Genomic DNA, 18,687 nt, shown 5'->3' with positions numbered 1-18,687 from the left:
AGGTTCTCAAGGCAGCGCCCGATGCGGAGCCGAACCTCGACGTCGGCGGCGAACACGAAGGACGAATCTCCCGCGATGGAGACGCAGATTTCATCTAGAGACCTTCACAGGTTTCACCGAAAGGAACACGCTCGATGGCACTCAACATCTACACAGACGCAGACGCAAAGCCGGCTCTCTTGTCCGGGAAGAAGGTTGCGGTCGTTGGCTACGGCAGCCAGGGGCATGCGCACGCGAACAACCTGAAAGAGAGCGGCGCCGACGTTTGTGTCGGCCTGCGCAAGACGAGTGCTTCGTGGGCCAAGGCCGAAGCGGCCGGACTCACGGTGAAGGAGACGGCCGACGCGGCTGCCTGGGGCGACATCATCATGGTCCTCGTGCCCGATGAACTCGGTCAGGAGACCTACGACGCCGAGATCGCACCGCACGTGAAGCCGGGCGACTACTTGGCCTTCGGTCACGGCTTCAACTTCCACTTCAAGAAGATCATTCCGGCAGCGGACATGAACGTGTTCATGGTCGCGCCGAAGGGCCCTGGACACCTCGTGCGCAGCGAGTACGAAAAGGGGCGCGGCGTTCCGTGCTTGATCGCCGTCGGACAGGATCCCGCCGGTGATACGAAGGACATCGCGCTCGCGTACGCCAGCATGATCGGCGGCGGTCGCGCCGCCATCATCGAGACCAGCTTCAAGGAAGAGACCGAGACTGACCTCTTTGGCGAGCAGAGCGTCCTGTGCGGCGGCATCACCGAGCTCATCCGTGCCGGCTACGAGACGTTGGTCGAAGCTGGCTACAGCCCGGAGATGGCCTACTTCGAGTGTCTCCACGAAGTGAAGCTCATCGTCGACCTCATCTACGAGGGCGGCATCGCGAACATGCGCTACTCGATCTCGAACACGGCCGAGTACGGGGACATGACGCGCGGCAAGCGCATCATCGGAACCGAAGCCCGCCAGGCGATGAAGGAGATCCTCGCCGAGATCCAGTCAGGCAAGTTCGCCGACGAGTGGATGACCGAGCACAAGTGCGGTCAGCCCCACTTCAAAGAGCTTCGTACCGAGGGTGAGCATCACCCGATCGAAGAGGTCGGTGAGCGGCTGCGGGGCCTGATGCCCTGGATGCAGTCGCAGCGCATCGTCGACAAGTCGAAGAACTAGGAGACGGATCCGATATGGCTGGCGACGACGGATTTCCGCTTGCGCCGGACGGCTATCGGCCCATCTCGACATCGTTCCTCCTGGCCGGGGCAGCCTGGGCTTGTGTGGCGCTGACGACGGGTGCGCTTGCCATCGTGCTGGGCGTGGTCGCCTCGGTGTGCACGTTCTTCGGACTGTTTTTCACGAACTTCTTTCGCGACCCGCGTCGCACGCCTCCGGGGGATGCGACGCAGCTCGTCTCGCCGGCGGACGGCAAGGTGCTGATCGCGGAGCCGTCCGTCGAGGAGAAGCGGTTCCTCAGGCAAGACGCTGCGAAGATCAGCATCTTCATGTCGCCGCTCGACGTTCATGTGAACCGCGCGCCGGTAGACGGCGAGGTCGTGGCGGTTCACTACAACCCGGGGAAATTCTTCGCAGCCTTCTCGGAGAAGGCGTCTCTGGACAATGAGCAGAACGCGATCGTCATGCGGGCCGCCGACGGTCGGGAACTCGTTTTCATCCAGATCGCGGGCTTTCTGGCCCGCCGTATCGTGTGCCGGGTCAAGGCGGGCGAGACCTGCGAGCGGGGTGGGCGCGTCGGGATGATCAAGCTCGGCTCGCGAGTTGACATATTCGTCCCAGGCGGGTTCAAATTGAACGTGAAGCCGGGGGATCGGGTCACCGCAGGGGAGACCGTCCTCGGTCAGTTGGGGTAAGGATGAGCCGACCGCCTCGTTCGATTCGATTGCTTCGAGGCGGCGCCGACCGGCGCCGCGGCATCTATCTCCTTCCGAACCTGTTCACGACCGCCACGGTCTTCCTCGGCGTGTTCGCGATCATTCGTGCGAGCAGTGGGGATTTCCTGACGGCAGCCGTGTGCATCGTCATCGCGCACGTGAGCGATGGTCTCGACGGCCGCATCGCTAGACTCACGAACACCACGAGCGACTTCGGTGTCGAGTACGATTCGCTCGCCGATCTCGTCGCGTTCGGGGTCGCGCCCGGCATCCTCGCGTACAACTGGGCGCTGGGCCCCTGGGGGCACTGGGGCTGGCTCGCCGCGTCGCTCTACGTGACGTGTGGCGCTCTGCGGCTCGCCCGCTTCAATACGCAGGTCGCGCACGTCGAAAAGAAGAGCTTCATCGGCCTGCCGATTCCCGCCGCCGCCGACATGGTCGCGGCGACGGTGTTGCTCTACTTCTTCTTCGGAGGCGAGGGCGAGACCAGCAAGCACGTTTTGCTGCTCCTCATGATCTACGGCCTTGCACTGCTGATGGTGAGCAACATCCGGTACTACAGCTTCAAGGACATCGACTGGCGCGCACAGCGGCCGTTCTACACGCTGGTCGGCCTGGTCATTCTCGTGATGTTCGTCGTTGCGCAGCCGCAGATCCTCCTGTTCCTTGGGATGCTAACTTACGTCGCGTCGGGCCCGGTTGGCTGGGTGCGGCAGCGCGTAAAGCGCCGTCAGAGTCAGCGCGACCGAGAGGTCCGCCGCGCGAGCTCCGGAGGGCAAGGTGGTGATGGCCCCTGAAGCGTCGGGCTTCGACTACGCACCGTGGACCCAGCTCCTGTCGGCCGTCGTCAGCGCCCAAGGGAAGGTCGATTACGAGGCCCTCGCCGAGCGGCGGGACATGCTTGCCGGGGTCGTGGGGCAGCTCGCTGCCGCGAGTCCCGATTCGCACCCCGTTCGCTTCGAAGGGGAGGGCGCCGCGCTCGCATACTGGATCAATGCGTACAACGCGCTGGTCCTGGATGCGGTGATGGACGAGTACCCGATCCGCTCGGTCTTCAAGACGCGCGACGGCCAGTTCTTCCAGCGAGAGCGCCACGTCGCGGGCGGTACGCCCATCAGCCTCGACGACATCGAGCACCGTATCCTGCGAGGTCGGTTCACCGAGCCCCGGATCCACTTCGCGATCAACTGTGCGTCGGGCGGCTGCCCCCCGATGCGGCCCAAGGCCTACGAGCCGGGCGAGCTCGACAAGACCCTCGCGGACGCCACGCGGCACTTCCTCGCGAGTGAGTGGAACTGTCGGATCGATCGCGATGCGGGTAAGATCTTCGTCTCCCGTCTGTTCAAGATGTACGCCGAAGACTTCGCGGGTGACACCGAGTCGACCGGCGAGTACCGACATGGCGTGCTGCAGTTCGTCGCTGAGCATACGGGGGAAGACCTGGCCGGCCTCGAGGACCTCGAACTCGTCTACAATACGTACGACTGGGGGCTGAACGACTCGAACCGCGACCCGCGGCTGCGCCCGATCACGTTCCACGAGAGCGTCGAGACGTTCCACGACGGCGACACGGAACTCCGAGAGCTGCTCCTGTACGATGGGAACTTCTGCAACCGGGATTGTTCGTGGTGCACCGTCTTCGGGTCGCCGGAGGGATGGCATCGGGAGTACTCCGAACAGGTTCTGGACGAGGCGGCGCGCCAGGTCGCACGGGATGGCAACATCAAGTTCTACGGTGGCGAGCCGACGCTCCACACCGAGGGACTCCTGTGGGCAATGCAGTACCTGCGCGCACGCGGCTTCGAGGGTCTCTTTTCGATCTACTCGAACGGCATCCGCGCGAGCCATTTGATCCGCGTGCTCGAGAGCGATGAGAAGACCGAGGCGGTTCTCAACTACTCGATCTACATGGGCCGAGATGCCGAACCGTTGTCGGATCACGCCAAGGAGTCGCTCGAGGCCTGGTCGCGCGAGCACCCGATGCGCGTCTTCTCGGGCTACAAGGTGCTGTACGAGTCGGGGGCGGGTGCGGCCGAGGATTTCGATCGCGACCGGCAGAGCGACTACCATGGCCATGGGACGGGGTGCCTTCTCTGCTTCCCGGTGCTGCGGTCGACCGGCGAGTTTCGCGCTTGCCCGTTCGCCGTGGAGAATGACGCACCACACTTTCGGCTCGGTGAACGGGGCCGCGACCCGAAGGCTGTGTTCTCGAACTACCGGGCTTTCCGCCGTTGGGCCGTGGACGTCCTGGACCCTGCCGCTGAGGCACGCGGGGTGTCCAGCTGCGCCTTTTGCGAGCGCCACGTGGTCGAGCTGCCGTTGCCCGACCTCGCTTGAGCCTCATTTTGCGGCATTTCCCAATTCGCGGGCGTTTCGGACCTTCGTCCATTAGAGTGTCTGATGAAATGAGCGGTGCCACAGGCCTTGACTCTAACCCTGAAAACCCTTTTCTAGCTCTGCTGGATTGGGCCTGAACTTCCGGATGATTAGGGGGAACGCGTGAATTCGGACGGTGGATACACGATCGGCTTGCCGCCGGTGGCCACGACGTACGGAGGGGACATCGACTCGTTGATGGTCCTCCTGCACGTCGTCATGGTGGCGATGTTTGTGATCTGGGGAGTCTATCTCGCCTATTGCTTGGTCGCGTACCGGGCAAAGGAGGGCGGGAAAGCGACGTATCACCAGGCAGGGGAGAGGGCGTCGTTCATTCCCGATGGAATCATCCTGGCTTTCGAGGTTTGGCTCATCCTGGCTTTCGGTATCCCGATGTGGGCCGAGCTGAAGCAGGAGACGCCGCCCGTCGAAGACTCGCTCGAGATCGTCATGGTCGCCGAGCAGTTCGCGTGGAACTTCCAGTACGCCGGACCGGACGGGAAGTTCGGCCGTCGGGATGTGAAGTTCGTCTCGGCGTCGAACCCGATGGGGATCGACGACGACGATCCGGCTTCGTTGGACGACGTCACGACCATAAATAATCTCTACGTCCCGGTCGACAAGCCGTTCATCCTTCGCATGACGTCGAAGGACGTGATCCACGATTTCCAGGTCACCAACTTTCGGAACAAGCAGGACATCCTGCCCGGAATGCTGACGACCTTGTGGTTCGAGCCGAACAAGACCGGCAAGTACGAGATCGGCTGCGCGCAGCTCTGTGGTCTCGGCCATACGAAGATGGTGGGCAACGTCTTCGTCAAGTCTCAGGAAGAGTACGACGAGTGGTTCAAGGAAGAGCTAGAGTACAAGCTCGCCGATGCCGGAACCGCTGCTTCCAGCAACTCGTGATCGTCAGAAGCGACGAATCGTTCGAGTAACGGACCACGAAGAGGAGAGCTTCTGTGTCAAACGAGCACGGTCACGGCGACGAGCACGGTCATCACGAGCCGCAGTCCTTCTGGCGTAAATACATCTTTTCCGTCGATCACAAGGTGATCGGCATTCAGTACATGATCACGTCATTCCTGTTCCTGCTGGTCGGGTTCTCGATGATGTTGCTCATGCGGTATCAGCTCGCGATTCCGGCTCCGGGTGACGATTTCGATCCCGAGAAGCTCGGCATGTTCCGCACGCTGCTCTCCACGATCTTTGGCGAGAACAACATGCCGTACGGCTACATGGCGCCCGAGTTCTACAATCAGCTCGGCGCGATGCACGGCACGATCATGATCTTCCTCGGCGTCGTGCCGCTCGGCGTGGCCGCCTTCGGCAACTACGTTCTGCCGCTGCAGATCGGTGCCGACGATATGGCTTTCCCGCGCCTCAACATGGCGTCGTTCTGGGTGTACTTCGTCGGTGGCGTCGTGATGATGTCTTCGTTCCTCGCTCCGGGGGGCGCGGCGCAGTCCGGTTGGACGTCGTACGCACCGCTCTCGGTTGTGGCCCCTCCCGGGCAGACGATCTGGCTGATCGCGATGGTCATCATCATCGCCTCGTCGCTTCTCGGCTCGGTGAACTTCCTCGTCACGACCCTCAACATGCGTGCAAAGGGGATGACTCTCGGTCGCATGCCGGTGTTCGTCTGGGCGCAGCTCGTCACCGCGGTTCTTTTGCTCCTCGCGTTCCCGGTTCTTCAGGCGGGCGCGATGTTGCAGCTTCTCGATCGCGTCGCCGAGACCAGCTTCTACATTCCGAAAGACATGTTCTACGGCGGTGTCGCCTTCCCACGGGCCGGCGGCGGAAGCCCGCTTCTCTGGCAGCATCTGTTCTGGTTCCTCGCACACCCTGAGGTGTACGTGCTCCTGCTGCCTGCGATGGGCATCGTTTCCGAGATCATCGCCACCAACACTCGCAAGCCGCTGTTCGGCTACAAAGAGCTCGTCGGTTCGATGGTCTTGATCGGCGCACTGAGCTTCGTCGTCTGGGCGCACCACATGTTCGTTTCGGGCATGAGGACGAGCCTCGCGAACTTGTTTGTGACGACGACGATGACGATCTCAATTCCATCCGTCGCGATTCTGACGTGCCTGTTGTTGAGTCTGCGAGGAGCGCAGATCCGCTACAACACGCCGATGTTGTTCGCGATCGCCTTCATTCCGATGTTCGGCATCGGCGGCCTCACGGGTCTGCCTCTGGGCTTCGCGCCGACCGATCTCTACCTCCACGACACGTACTACGTGATCGGCCACTTCCACTACGTGGTGGCGCCGGGCAGCCTCATCGCCCTCATGGGAGCCACGTACTACTGGTTCCCGAAGATGTTCGGGCGGCGAATGAACGAGTCGCTCGGCAAGCTGCACTTCTGGGGCACGATCATTCCGATCAACTTCGTGTTCTTCCCGATGCTGATCCAGGGCATGTGGGGCATGCAGCGTCGTCTCGCTGACCCGACCCTCCAGTGGCACAACCTGCCGGTTCAGGGTTGGAGTATGGTGATCGGTGTTGCCGCGGCAATCATGCTGTTCGCGCAGATTCCGTTCCTCTTCAACTTCTTCTACTCCATCTGGAACGGCGAAGAGGCGGGCGAGAATCCGTGGGAAGCGACCACTCTCGAGTGGGCGTGTCCGTCCCCGCCGCCGCACGGCAACTTCGCTACTCCGCCTGAGGTACACCGCGGCCCGTACGAGTACAGTGTCCCGGGTCACGACTCGGACTATTGGCCTCAGGACGAGGTCGAGGCAGTTTGACGGTCGCTCAGACCTGACTTGAATAGGAGAATGCGACCGTGACTCCGCTTCCTGAATCCGTTCCGACCCGAACCGGGATCTCACATGCCAAGCTGGGCACGTGGGCATTCCTTGCCTCCGAGATCATGCTCTTCGGCGGCTTGATCAGCGCTTACGTCATCCTGCGAAGTGGCTCGAGCCACTTCTGGGTGCCGCCGCGCGCGATGATGGGCGTTCCTCTCGCGACGCTCAACACCTTCGTCCTCATCACGAGCTCGGTGACGATGGTGTTGGCGCTGGCCGCGATGCAAGAAGGCAACATCGATAAGTTCAAGCGCTTCATGATGTGCACGATCGGGGGCGGTTTCGGCTTCCTGATGATCAAGAGCTACGAGTACAACCACAAGTGGCACGAGGGCATCACCATCTCGAGCAACTTGTTCGGCTCGTTCTACTACACGCTGACCGGGCTCCACGTGCTCCACGTCATCGGCGGAATCGTCCTGATGTTCGTGGTTTTGTCTCAGGGCGCGCGCGGGATGTATGCGAAGAACCACGATCGGGTGGAGTGTGCAGGGCTTTACTGGCACTTCGTCGACTTGGTTTGGGTCATCCTTTTCCCCATTCTGTATCTGCTGTAGGAAGGGACTCGGGAGACGAACATGAGCGCAAACGGACACGATCCGCAGGCCGCGGTACGGACCTATCTGACGATCTTCGGAGCCCTCGGGTTCCTTACGATTCTCACCGTGGGTGTGGCGTACATGAACCTGCCGCCGGGACCCGGCGTGGTCATCGCGCTGGTGATCGCGCTTGCGAAGGTCTTCCTGATCGGCACCTTCTTCATGCACTTGAAGGACGAGGGCCGGCTGATCAACGTCTCGCTGGGTGTTTGCCTCGGGCTGGTCATGATTCTGCTGGTGTTCGTTCTGCCGGACCTGGGCATTCACGAGCTCGAGACGCTCCAGGCCGAGGAAGCCGCGAAGCGAAATCCGTACGTGCAGATGCACGAGGCCACCATGGCTGGACACGGGACTGCCGACGGTGGGCACTGAGCTGATGAGACCTCCTCGCGCTAGCCGCGTCGGCTGGATGGGTATGCTCTTTGTGCTCGTCGTTCTCGGTGCGCTCTGCGTGCCGCCTTTGGCCGATGCGTGCGCCGTATGCTTCGGCGGCGAAGAGAATGACTGGACGAAGGGCTTCGTTCTCGGAACGATCATGATGCTGTCATTGCCGCCCGCGATCGTTGTGGGGGCGGGCTTCACGATCTACCGCTCCATCAAGAAGCACGATGCAGCCGAGGCTGCGGCCGAGGCTGCAGGCGCGGCCGCCCCCACGCCGGTCGAGGGCTGACCCGCGGCGGTCTGGCCACGCCCCGGGGAGATCCGGCGTCGTAACGCCGCGACCATCCCCCTCCCGTCGAACCCGGCCCACCGTGCGTCGGACACGACCGACCGCGAGCGACAGGTCGCTCGCATCAGCTTCGTCGTAGGGCTGCTCGGAAGCGCGGCATCTTGGGACGAAGGATACGGTCGCTTCGCGTTCCTGCTGCCGTTCCTCGCCGCCGCCGTCGGGACGTTGCTGGTCCGGATCTACGCGGGCTCCGAGCGCCCGACGATCGAGTGGAAGCCGGGCGATCCGCCTCCGGGCGGCTGAGCCGGCCGGTAGGGACGTTCTTTAATCGCCACTCTTTAGGCGGTTTGGTCGCGGGTGTCTTCGATAGTTTGTCTTGATCTCCGGCGGAGGCGGGAGCTTCTACTGATTTCGGCCGACAGCGACTCCCACGCCCCGATCGTGCACATCAGCCCACGCCTCGGAGTCGGGCCGGCCGAGTTGCGGGGGGCTCACCGAGGCCCGGCTTCCTCACGACCAGGTGCTCTCCCTGGTGTAGCTGCGAGCGCCGTTTCCCTCGGTCGCGCTCAGCTCGGGTGATCTGGGGTGAGGATTCTCGGCTACGAAGCGGGAGCCTGCTCGGCCTCGTCGAAGAGCTCGGGAATCATCAGGTAGGCACCGACCAAGAAGCACACTGCCCCGATCCAGGTGTACAGGCTCGCCAGGAACACCGAGCTCTCGGGGGACGGGGTGGGTGCCGCGACGCTGTAGAACGCGGAGATCTGGAAGGCGACCGAGCCCGCGAGGTTAATGATTGCGATCCACCACGAGATGCTCCGAGGCTCGATCGCGAACGCCCCCTGTGTGACCTCGACCAGTGCGAGGACGCTCGCTACGAGGAAGCAGACGCACCCGAGCATGTTCGGCGTCCACACGAGTAGATCCTCCTCGACCCAGCCGATCCCCGAGAGGGCGGCGTCGGCGGTGTTCATGTTGAAGAGGAGCGTGCCGACGAGCTGCACGGCGCTCGCGAGGTAGCCGAGGTTGTGCGGAAGCCAGCCGAACCAGCGCCAGCGTCGTGGCGACCCGGCGTCGAACGCGGTGGTCACGTCGCCGTTCAGAGCCTCCAGCCATTGGAGCAACGCGGCCGTCGTGAAGAAGAGCGAGCCGACGAAGAAGACTGCGGTCAGGTCTTCGGGGGCCCGTAGAAGCCGCGGCGCGAGGTCGGGCCAGGCGGTGCTCGCGCTGCCGAGCGCGAAGAGCGAAGCTCCGATCGCGAAGAGGAGGGCGACCCACCATGCGACCCTGCCGGGGGCCCAGAGATGCAAGAAGGCGGCGGCGTGGCTTGGGCGTGGTCGGTCCGCTTCCGCGTGATTGCGAACGTGATGCGGGAACAGGCCTTTGCGGTGGCGACGCGAGGTCGCGACTTCGTGGCCCCCGCGCGGATGCGGCCGCACGAGATGCGTGATGAACCGGCCGGGGCCTCGCCGTTGGATCTCGCCTCGACTCCCCTCGGTAGAGTACCACCCGCGGACCGTGAGAGACGAGTGCTTGGGATCGAGCTTGGGTCTTCAGCCGAGAGGCGCGTCGTCGACGCGGCGCAGATCCGAGCGTAGTCGGAGGAGGGCGCCGGTGTCGCGGGAGTCGTAGAACCCGCGGACGCGCCCCTCGCTGTCGATCAACACGAAACGCGAGCTGTGGAGAACGGCTTCCTGCCCCTGGTCGACGTCACCTTCTTGTGCCGGCAGGAGCAAGCCGGAGCTGGCGAGTTCGTAGACGGCGTCGCGATCGCCGGTTAGGAAGAACCAGCGGTCCCGCTCGACGTCGAGCTTCTTCGCGTACGCGGCGAGAACCTCGGGAGTGTCGCGTTCCGGGTCGACGCTGATGGAGATGAATCTCGCGTTGGGAAGGTCGTGCGCGCCTTCTTCGATGCGGGCCATCTCGGTCGTCATGCGCGGGCAGACTCCGGCGCAACTCGTGAACATGAGGTCGGCGATCCACGGGTGGCCGAGGAGGTCGCGCCGGCCGAACGGCTCGCCTTGCGACGAGACGAGGGTGAAGTCTGGCACGGTGGCGATCACCGGCAGGGCCGGGTTTCGGTCCGGCATGGCCTGCAGTCCGAGGAACAGGAGGAGCAGGCCGGCGAGCGCCGCCCCGATCAGGATCGGGGCCAGGCCGCGTCGCCGCGTCGACGGGGCAGAAGCTTCGGTCACGCGAGCCCGACGTCCAGCGGGCGGGATGCTTGCGACCTGGCGATCAGGAAGGTGATGACCGCGAAGGCGACGGTCACGGTGAGGGCCAGGGCGAGGCTGGGGACGTCGGGGCCGACGGTGACACCAGTCGGGTACAAGCAGCGTCGCAGCGCGGCCATGCCGTACGTGAGCGGATTCACCACCATCAGGAACCGGAGCCAGCCTGCCGCTCCTGCCGCGGGGAAGAACGCGCCTGAGAGGAGCCACATCGGGATCAGCACGAGATTCATGATCGCGTGAAAGCCCTGCGTGGAGTCCATCCGCCACGCGATCAGAAAACCGAGGGTTGTGAGACCGAACGCGATCACGGCGAGGATCAACGTCACGATGGCGAAGTCCCCCAGGCTGAGGTCGAGTCCGACCAGCGGGGCTGCGGCGAGCAGGAGCAGCGCCTGCCCGAGAGCTAGTGTCGCGCCCCCGAGGATTTTGCCGAGCACGACCGTCGAGCGAGCAACCGGCGCCACGAGAACTGCCTGCAGGAAGCCATCTTTGCGATCTTCGATCACGGAGATCGTGGAGAAGATCGCCGTGAACAGAACGACCATCGTCATCGCCCCGGGGTAGAAGTACTCTGCGTAGCCGACGCCGTCCGGGGCGCCGTTTGCCTTGAACGACTCCGCAAACCCGGAGCCGAGAAGGATCCAGAACAAGATCGGCGTCGCAAGCGCGCCTACGATGCGGCTGCGCTGTCGGTAGAAGCGCACGATCTCGCGCTTCCACAGCGTGTACGTCGGTCGCACCAGGGTATCCATTTTACTCATCGGTAGTCTTTCAGGCCTCGGTGTCGTCGCTCTCTTCCCAGAGGCGATGTCCGGTGTGCTGGATGAACACATCTTCGAGCGTGGGCTTGCCGACGCTCAGTGCTTCGATGCGACCGGGGAACGTTTCGAAAAGGAGCGGTACGAATTCATGGCCGCGAGACCGGCGAATCCGAACGGTGTCGTCGACCACCTCGGCACTCTGGTCGAGCTTCTGACCGATTTCGGCGGCAAGGGTCGCGGGGTCCGGGGTGCGGGCGACGATGACATCGCCGCCGACGCTCTCGCGCAGCGAGTCGGGCGTTCCGAGCGCGACGATCTTGCCATGATCGATGATGAGGAGGCGATCGCAACGCTCCGCATCGCCCATCAGATGGGTCGTGATCAGGGCCGAGAGTCCGTCGCGGTCGCGGGCATTCGTGACGTAGTTCCAGAGGTCGCGCCGGGCGCCGGGGTCGAGGCCGGTCGTCGGCTCATCGAGCAGGACCAGGTCCGGTTGATGCATGAGCCCCTTCGCCAGATCGACCCGCCGCCGCATGCCGCCGGATAGGGTCTCGACCATGTCGGCCGCGCGCTCGGTCATGCTGACCCGGCCGAGCATCTCGTTAATCCGGGCACCGAGGTCCGCGCCGTGCAGGCCGTGGAGATGTCCCTGGTGGACCATGTTTTCGTGGACCGAGAGCTTCACGTCGAGGCTCGGCGATTGGAAGACAACGCCGATCTGTCGGCGGACCGCTTGGGGGTCGCCGACGACGTCGTGTCCGCCGATCCGTGCGCGACCATCGCTCGGATTTAGCAATGTGGTCAGGATCCGAAACAGCGTGGTCTTGCCGCCGCCGTTCGGACCGAGCAGCCCGAAGATCTCGCCGCGGCCTACGTCGAACGTAAGCCCATCGAGGGCGCGCGTGTCGCCGTAGGAGTGGCCGAGGCCCTCGACTTCGAGGATGTTGCCGGCGGTATCGTTCGTCGTTGCGGTGCTCAGGGGGTTACCTTGCTGGCTGCCATCAGCCCGAGGAGGATGGGGAGATAGACGATCGAGACGCGCAAGAGGGTTCGCGCGGAGTCCGTGGTTCGTTGCACGGCGGCGAATGCGCTCGCCGCGATGTAGGCCATCCCGAGAAGGAAAGCTCCGGTGAAATACACGGGCCCCGTCAGGCCGATCACGCTTGGTAGCAGGCTCACCGGAAGAAGGGCCAGCGAGTAGAGAATCATCTGGCGTCCGGTGCGCATCCCATCAGGGTCGAGCACGGGCAACATCGGCTGTCCGCCGGCCTTGTAGTCGTCGCGGTACATCCAGGCGATCGCGAGAAAGTGTGGCATCTGCCACAGGAAGAGCACGGCGAAGAGAACCCATGCGCCGGTGGAGAGATCGTCGCGTGCAGCGGACCAACCCATGACGGGCGGCAAAGCGCCGGGAACCGCTCCGACGATCGTGCAGAGGGACGAGACACGCTTCATCGGTGTGTACGCGAGGACGTAAAGTAATAGCGTACCGAGGCCGAGCCCAGCGGTGAGCGTGTTCACGAAGAGTGCGAGGTATGCCGTGCCGAACGCGCCGACGGCGACCCCGAAGATCAGCACGGAAGTCGGTTCGAGCCGACCCGCGGGAAGCGGCCGGTTTCGCGTGCGCTCCATCAGGCCGTCGGTGTCGCGCTCGAACCACTGATTGAGAGCGCTTGCGGCCGAGGCTACGAGCGCAGTGCCGAAGATGGTGTGGAGCAGGAGTCCCAACGACCCTCCGCCGGACGCGCCGAGCAGATAACCAGCAGCTGTGGTCACGACCACCATGAACGTGATCCGCGGTTTGGTCAGTTCGACGTAGTCGAGGGCCCGTGTCGCGGGGGTTTCGATGGCGACGCTCCTCTCCATCGGGCGGCTCACCCTGAAAAGGGTAGCGTGCCCGGGCGCATTTTGCCCGTCATCGGCGACGCTCCGCCGAGGGCTCGTTCTCGGGGCCGGCCCAGCGCAACGTGATGCCGGGGGCTGCCGCAATGGGGGTCTCGGAGTCCGTCCAGGAGCCCGTCGTGAGCCCTCCTAGCATCAGGGCTAGAGCCGCTATGAGAGAGGCGGGGACCAGTGTCCAGACGATCTCGAGCCGTCCGTTCGCGGCGGTTTCGAGGTCCGCGCACCGACTCTGGCGCATGAGCGCCAGCAGGATCCCGAGCTGGACGACGAAGAAGGCGGCTCCTGTGAACCAGAAGAGCGATGTCTGCATGTTCATGCGTTCTCGCCCTCGTGAGTGTGTTGGGGCGTCGCGCCGGAAACGGCCCGGCAACCGTTGAGGTTGCCGGGCCGCATTTCGGCGAGCCGGGAGAGCCCGGCGGCCTCGAGGTGAGGCCTCAGGACTCCTTGAAGGTGAAGTCGACGGTCGTCGTGCCGTCGGCTGCGACGTTGACCTTGGCCTCCTGCGTGCCGAGCTTCTCCTGCCAGGCTTCGATCGTGTAGTCGCCGGCCGGGAGGCCGTCGATCTCGAACGTGCCGTCGGGACCCGTCACCGCGAAGAACGGGTGGGGGAGGACGCCGATGTAGCTGCTCATCCACGGGTGGACGTCACACTTCACGGCGACCATCGTCTCGACCGAGTCGAACTGGTGGTCCTTCTTCTTCACGAACTTCGGCATCGCGAAGTTGAAGCCGGCGTTCGTCTTGGGCATGCCGTGCACGTTGTGCAGGGTCTTGTCGCTGTTGAGGATCTGCAGCGGCTGGCCGACCTGCACACCGATGACGTGCGGCTCGTAGTGGCAACCGTTCTGGTCGATGACGACCGGATCGCTCGGTGCCGGGTAATCCTTCTCGGGGAGACCTTCCTTCACGAAGATGAAGACGTTCTGCAGGCCGCCATCGTCGCCGACGACGACTTCCTCGGCGAGAACCGGCTCGTCGTGCGAGGCGGCGCAGACCGGGTCGGCGTCCATCCGGAGCTTCTTGCGCTTGGGCGCGGTGCCATCAAAGGCGACCTTGCCGGAGACCGTCCCTTCGGCCGATGCGACCGACGGCATGGCCACCGCGGCAGCCAAGATTGCCAGGGCGCCAATGCGCCAATACGACTTCCCGTTCATGCTCGCTCCATTCCGGCCGAAAAGGCCTCTTGAGAACTACGTTTTCTGTGTGGGTACCGGGGGCGCGGACATGATTCAAACGAATTCTCCGTCCCCTCGGAGATAAGTACACCTAACAGTGGGCGAGGTCGCGGTCAGCCGAGGACGGCCATGAAAATGCCCCGCGAACCACCCGGCTCAACCCCGCGAGAATTAGCAAGAAACCCACACTAGTACAATTTTAGGAGGGCCGCGTTGACTCCACTCGGCGCGAACCGTATGGCCTTAAAATGATGACGGTACGAAGCCAGGACCGGTTGGGCCGGGTAGAGGCAGCATTGCTGAGCCTCTCCCTTACCAGCGCGCCCCTGGCGCCGGCTGGTTAGGGAATCTCTCCGCTCATCACCGCGGGGAGCTTCGCTGCTCCACCGGATCCGCCACGGGCGCTCACATGCCCCCGTGGCGTTTTTGTATCCGACGCCATGTTCCGAGCAGGGGTCGTGTGAGTTCCGGAGGCGGCAGCCCGGTCTCGGCGGCGGGAAAGGGAAGAGAACATGGAGCACAAGGCGGAAAACGTAGTCCAGATCTTCGACACGACGTTGCGCGATGGCGAGCAGTCGCCGGGCGCCACGATGAACGTGGAGGAGAAGCTCGCGATCGCCCGCCAGTTGGAGGAGCTGGGGGTCGATGTGATCGAGGCCGGTTTCGCCGCTTCGAGCGAGGGGGACTTCCAGGCCATTTCGGCCGTGGCGGCCTCGGTGACCACCCCGGTGGTTCTGAGCCTGTCGCGCACCAAGGAGGCCGACATCCTCCGCTCGATCGAGGCGGTTTCGAAGGCAAAGAACCCGGGCGTCCACATCTTCATCGCGACTTCGGACATCCACCTGAAACACAAGCTGATGATGAGCCAGGAGCAGGTGCTCGAGGCGACGGGGTGGGCGGTTGCTCTGGCGAAGAAGCACTTGGACCACATCGAGTTCTCGGCTGAGGACGCGTCCCGGACGGGTCTCGACTATCTGGTCGAGGTCTTCAACGAGGCTGTGAAGGCCGGTGCGACCGTCCTGAACGTCCCCGACACGACCGGCTACGCGATCCCCGAGCAGACCAAGGCCCAGTTCGAGTACCTGCGTGAGAATGTGGAGAACGGGCAGTCGGTTCGCTGGAGTACCCACTGCCACAATGACCTGGGCATGGCGGTGGCGAACTCGCTGGCCGCGGTCCAGGGTGGCGCGCGTCAGATCGAGTGCACGTTGAACGGGATCGGTGAGCGTGCGGGCAACACGTCGCTCGAAGAGTGTGTCATGGCGATCGAAACCCGCCAGGACTACTTCCAAGGCATCCGCACCAACGTGAAGACCGAGCAGATCTACCGTGCGAGCCACCTGCTGACGCAGGTGACGGGAATCACGGTGCCGATCAACAAGCCGATCGTCGGCGACAACGCGTTCGCCCACGAGGCGGGGATTCATCAGGACGGCGTTCTGAAGAACGCACTCACCTACGAGATCATGGAGCCGTCGACGATCGGTCGACCGTCGAACAGCCTGGTCTTGGGTAAGCACTCCGGGCGACATGCCTTTCTCGATCGTCTGAAGACGTTGGGCCTGTGGTACCCCGAGCTCGACATGAACGAGGCGTTCGTCGCGTTCAAGGCGCTCGCCGACAAGAAGAAGAACGTCTACGACGAAGACCTGATGGCGATCGTCGCGCAGGAGTCGAGGCGCGTCCCGAAGCAGTTCGAGCTGCTCGACCTCGACGCGTCGGTTTCGAGCACGGACGATCCCCACGCGCGGCTGAAGATTCGCGTCGGCGAGTCTGAGGTCGAGGCCGAGGCGGGAGGCGACGGCATCGTCGACGCGACCTACAACGCCCTCGCGCAAGCCGTCGAGGGGCTCGGCGGGAAGCGGCCTGCGTTGGAACGCTACGTCGTGAAGGCGATCACCGGTGGCACCGACGCGCAGGGCGACGTTTCCTGTTTGCTCCGCGACGGCGACAACAGCGCCATCGGTCGGAGCAGTCACACCGACATCATCATGGCCAGCGCGCAGGCGTACGTCGCCGCACTGAACAAGCTGGAATATCTGAAGGCGCACCGTCCCGCGGAAGAGCGGCACGGGCCCTGATCAACGAGAAGAGGAGTACCGTTCCATGACCGCGAAGATCGCAGTCTTTCCCGGCGACGGCATCGGCCCTGAAGTCACGAGCGAAGCCATCGCCTGCCTACGCACCCTCGACGAGCAGACGGGCCTCGGCCTCGAGTTCGAGGAAGCCATCATCGGCGGTCACGCGATCGACGAATACGGCGAGGCTTTGCCGGCGCAGGCCGTCGAGCTCGCGCGTCAGGCCGACGGCGCCCTTCTCGGGGCCGTCGGCGGTCCGAAGTGGGATGACCCGAACGCGAAGGTTCGGCCGGAGCAGGCGCTTCTCGGTTTACGCAAGGAGCTCGAGCTCTTTGCGAACCTGCGCCCGGTGAAGCCGGTCGACGCGCTGGTTTCGGCCTCGACGCTCAAGGAAGAAGTCGTGAAGGGCGTTGACATCCTCGTCATCCGTGAGCTCACGGGCGGCATCTACTTTGGCGAGCCGAGTGAACGTCGGACGGGTGCACAGGGTCGCGAGGCCGTCGATACGCTCTTCTACACTGAGGGCGAGATCGAGCGCGTGGTGGAGGTTGCGTTCGAGCTCGCGAAGGGGCGGGGCAACAAGGTGACGTCGGTCGACAAGGCGAACGTGCTTTCGAGTTCGCGTTTGTGGCGTGAAGTGGCCGGCGAAGTTGCGAAGAAGCATCCCGACGTCGCGTTCGATAATCTTCTCGTCGACGCGATGGCGATGCATCTCATCTCGCGTCCGCGGGACTTCGACGTGATCGTCACCGAGAACATGTTCGGCGACATCCTCACCGACGAGGCGGCGATGCTTCCGGGCTCGATGGGACTTCTTCCGTCCGCGTCGCTCGGCACGCGACGCGGAACGCGTGACGTTCGGGGAGAGACGCGTAACGTGAACTTCGGTCTCTACGAGCCGATCCACGGTAGTGCGCCCGACATCGCGGGCAAAGGCATCGCGAACCCGCTCGCGATGATCCTCTCGTCCGCGATGATGCTGCGCACGTCGCTCGGAGAGGACGAGGCGGCGGTTCGGTTGGAGGGGGCGGTGGACAAGGTCCTCGCAGATGGACTGCGGACGGGCGATCTCGCTCAGCCGGGCGAGACGGCGCTCTCAACGAGTGACATGGGCAAGGCCGTCCGGGAGCGCCTCGCCGAATGACCGGCCCGCGTGTGACCATCGTCGGAGACGATGCGGAGATCTCCGAACAGATCCTGCGCGTCCTTCTCGAGCGCGGGTTCGGACTCGAGGGCATTCGTGCGCTGGGCGGGGAGGGAGGGGCCGGCGACTTCATCGAGGTGGACCAGGAGAATCGACTTCGCGTGGAGCGTGCCGATGCTCTGGGGCTCGCCGGGGCCGACGCCGTCCTGTTCTCGGGCGACGGAGATCTTGCGAGTGAGCTGGTCGACCACGTCCCCCATGGCGTGCTGGTACTCGACGCGACACCGGCGGCCAGTGCGCGCACTGGCTCGGTTCCGATCGTGCCCGAAGTGAATGCAGATCTGGTCGGGGCGATTGGTGCCTCGGGCCCGTTGGCCCTGGCGTCTCCGGCCACGGTTGGGCTCGCCGTCGCGCTCGCGCCGCTGCACGAAGCGGGCCGGGTGCGCCGGGTCGTGACGACCGTGATGTACCCGGCGTCGACGAACGGGCGAGACGGAGCCCAGAGATTGTCTCGGCAGTCCGTCGCGCTGATGCAGGGTGCGGGACTCGATGAGGAGCTGGACCCGGAGCACTTCGCTTTCAACCTGCGCCCGCAACGGGGTGACTACGATTCGCCCTGGTCCGCCGACGAGCACGTGCTCGCCCGGGAGATCAGTGCGATTTTCGGTGAACCCGCGATCGAGGTCGTGGCGACCGGAGTGCGCGCGCCCGTGTTCTACGGAATCGGGCAGTCGGTCTACGTCGAGACCGAGGAGCCGCTGGATCCCGACGAGGCCGAGCGACTGCTACTTCGCGGGCGGGGGCTTCTCGTCGCGGGCTCGACCCAGGCCGGCGAGCAGGACGAGGGGCGCCCCGAAGACGAGACTCCTATCGAGGCGTTAGACTTGTCGCCCGGACCAATCGAGGTCGCTGGCTCCGACGCCGTGCACGTGGCGCACGTTCGTGCGGATCCACACCGTGACGGTGCACTTGCGTTCTGGCTCTGTCTCGACGACCAGCGCAAGGGAGTCGCGTTGAACGCGGTGGCGACCCTCGAGATCGCTCTGCGCGACGCCCGCGGCTGACGGG

The 18,687-nt window shown here is 64.2% G+C and carries 19 protein-coding genes; 12 read left to right on the top strand and 7 right to left on the bottom strand.

The window, feature by feature from the left end:
- Positions 1–134 precede the first annotated feature (134 nt).
- From ilvC to P8R42_17810, 9 genes are all read left to right on the top strand, one after another.
- Complete coding sequence (ilvC, locus tag P8R42_17850; protein MDG2306474.1) at positions 135–1,157, top strand: ketol-acid reductoisomerase; 1,023 nt, start codon at positions 135–137, stop codon at positions 1,155–1,157.
- 14 nt (positions 1,158–1,171) lie between these two features.
- On the top strand, positions 1,172–1,852 hold the full coding sequence (locus P8R42_17845) for a phosphatidylserine decarboxylase family protein (protein MDG2306473.1): 681 nt from the start codon (positions 1,172–1,174) through the stop codon (positions 1,850–1,852).
- A gap of 2 nt (positions 1,853–1,854) precedes the next feature.
- Entirely contained in the window at positions 1,855–2,670 is an 816-nt protein-coding gene (gene pssA / locus P8R42_17840) for a CDP-diacylglycerol--serine O-phosphatidyltransferase (GenBank protein MDG2306472.1), read from the top strand.
- Positions 2,660–4,210: a DUF547 domain-containing protein gene (locus P8R42_17835; protein MDG2306471.1), complete on the top strand. Its 1,551-nt coding sequence runs from the start codon at positions 2,660–2,662 to the stop codon at positions 4,208–4,210. Before pssA ends, P8R42_17835 begins: the two co-directional genes overlap by 11 nt.
- A 162-nt stretch (positions 4,211–4,372) precedes the next feature.
- Positions 4,373–5,158, top strand: a complete 786-nt coding sequence (locus P8R42_17830; GenBank protein ID MDG2306470.1) for a cytochrome c oxidase subunit II — start codon at positions 4,373–4,375, stop codon at positions 5,156–5,158.
- Positions 5,159–5,211: 53 nt separating this feature from the next.
- On the top strand, positions 5,212–6,996 hold the full coding sequence (locus tag P8R42_17825) for a cbb3-type cytochrome c oxidase subunit I (protein ID MDG2306469.1): 1,785 nt from the start codon (positions 5,212–5,214) through the stop codon (positions 6,994–6,996).
- Between the two features lie 38 nt (positions 6,997–7,034).
- Positions 7,035–7,616, top strand: a complete 582-nt coding sequence (locus P8R42_17820; GenBank protein ID MDG2306468.1) for a cytochrome c oxidase subunit 3 — start codon at positions 7,035–7,037, stop codon at positions 7,614–7,616.
- 21 nt (positions 7,617–7,637) lie between these two features.
- Positions 7,638–8,030: a cytochrome C oxidase subunit IV family protein gene (locus P8R42_17815; protein MDG2306467.1), complete on the top strand. Its 393-nt coding sequence runs from the start codon at positions 7,638–7,640 to the stop codon at positions 8,028–8,030.
- 4 nt (positions 8,031–8,034) lie between these two features.
- The gene (locus P8R42_17810) at positions 8,035–8,328 is read left to right on the top strand and encodes a hypothetical protein (protein MDG2306466.1); all 294 of its coding nucleotides are present in this window, start codon (positions 8,035–8,037) and stop codon (positions 8,326–8,328) included.
- A gap of 599 nt (positions 8,329–8,927) precedes the next feature.
- On the opposite strand, the gene P8R42_17805 is transcribed toward P8R42_17810, so the two are convergent.
- The 7 genes from P8R42_17805 to P8R42_17775 form a co-directional block, all read right to left on the bottom strand.
- A complete protein-coding gene (locus tag P8R42_17805; protein ID MDG2306465.1) occupies positions 8,928–9,764 on the bottom strand; it encodes a hypothetical protein in 837 nt (278 codons plus the stop codon).
- Positions 9,765–9,878: 114 nt separating this feature from the next.
- On the bottom strand, positions 9,879–10,520 hold the full coding sequence (locus tag P8R42_17800; protein ID MDG2306464.1) for an SCO family protein: 642 nt from the start codon (positions 10,518–10,520) through the stop codon (positions 9,879–9,881).
- The gene (locus tag P8R42_17795) at positions 10,517–11,320 is read right to left on the bottom strand and encodes an ABC transporter permease (protein MDG2306463.1); all 804 of its coding nucleotides are present in this window, start codon (positions 11,318–11,320) and stop codon (positions 10,517–10,519) included. Before P8R42_17795 ends, P8R42_17800 begins: the two co-directional genes overlap by 4 nt.
- 10 nt (positions 11,321–11,330) lie before the next feature.
- Complete coding sequence (locus tag P8R42_17790) at positions 11,331–12,263, bottom strand: ATP-binding cassette domain-containing protein (protein MDG2306462.1); 933 nt, start codon at positions 12,261–12,263, stop codon at positions 11,331–11,333.
- Positions 12,264–12,295: 32 nt separating this feature from the next.
- Positions 12,296–13,198 carry a heme o synthase gene (gene cyoE / locus P8R42_17785; protein MDG2306461.1) on the bottom strand — a complete coding sequence of 301 codons (903 nt, stop codon included), beginning with the start codon at positions 13,196–13,198 and terminating at the stop codon, positions 12,296–12,298.
- 37 nt (positions 13,199–13,235) lie between these two features.
- Positions 13,236–13,538 carry a hypothetical protein gene (locus tag P8R42_17780; protein ID MDG2306460.1) on the bottom strand — a complete coding sequence of 101 codons (303 nt, stop codon included), beginning with the start codon at positions 13,536–13,538 and terminating at the stop codon, positions 13,236–13,238.
- Between the two features lie 118 nt (positions 13,539–13,656).
- Complete coding sequence (locus P8R42_17775) at positions 13,657–14,376, bottom strand: carboxypeptidase regulatory-like domain-containing protein (GenBank protein MDG2306459.1); 720 nt, start codon at positions 14,374–14,376, stop codon at positions 13,657–13,659.
- Positions 14,377–14,909: 533 nt separating this feature from the next.
- Between P8R42_17775 and P8R42_17770 the strand changes: the two genes are divergently transcribed.
- Genes P8R42_17770 through P8R42_17760 form a run of 3 tightly spaced genes read left to right on the top strand, consistent with a single transcriptional unit; the run spans position 14,910 to position 18,683 of the window.
- On the top strand, positions 14,910–16,478 hold the full coding sequence (locus P8R42_17770; GenBank protein ID MDG2306458.1) for a 2-isopropylmalate synthase: 1,569 nt from the start codon (positions 14,910–14,912) through the stop codon (positions 16,476–16,478).
- 25 nt (positions 16,479–16,503) lie between these two features.
- The gene (leuB, locus tag P8R42_17765; protein ID MDG2306457.1) at positions 16,504–17,619 is read left to right on the top strand and encodes a 3-isopropylmalate dehydrogenase; all 1,116 of its coding nucleotides are present in this window, start codon (positions 16,504–16,506) and stop codon (positions 17,617–17,619) included.
- On the top strand, positions 17,616–18,683 hold the full coding sequence (locus P8R42_17760; protein ID MDG2306456.1) for an Asd/ArgC dimerization domain-containing protein: 1,068 nt from the start codon (positions 17,616–17,618) through the stop codon (positions 18,681–18,683). The genes leuB and P8R42_17760 overlap by 4 nt, the downstream gene beginning before the upstream one ends.
- The last annotated feature ends 4 nt before the right edge of the window (positions 18,684–18,687 follow it).

The sequence above is a fragment of the Candidatus Binatia bacterium genome, from assembly GCA_029243485.1.
Taxonomy (GTDB): Bacteria; Desulfobacterota; Binatia; order UBA12015; family UBA12015; genus VGTG01.
The sequence above is the reverse complement of the archived record's forward strand: the minus strand, read 5'-3'. Positions and strand labels throughout refer to the sequence as shown.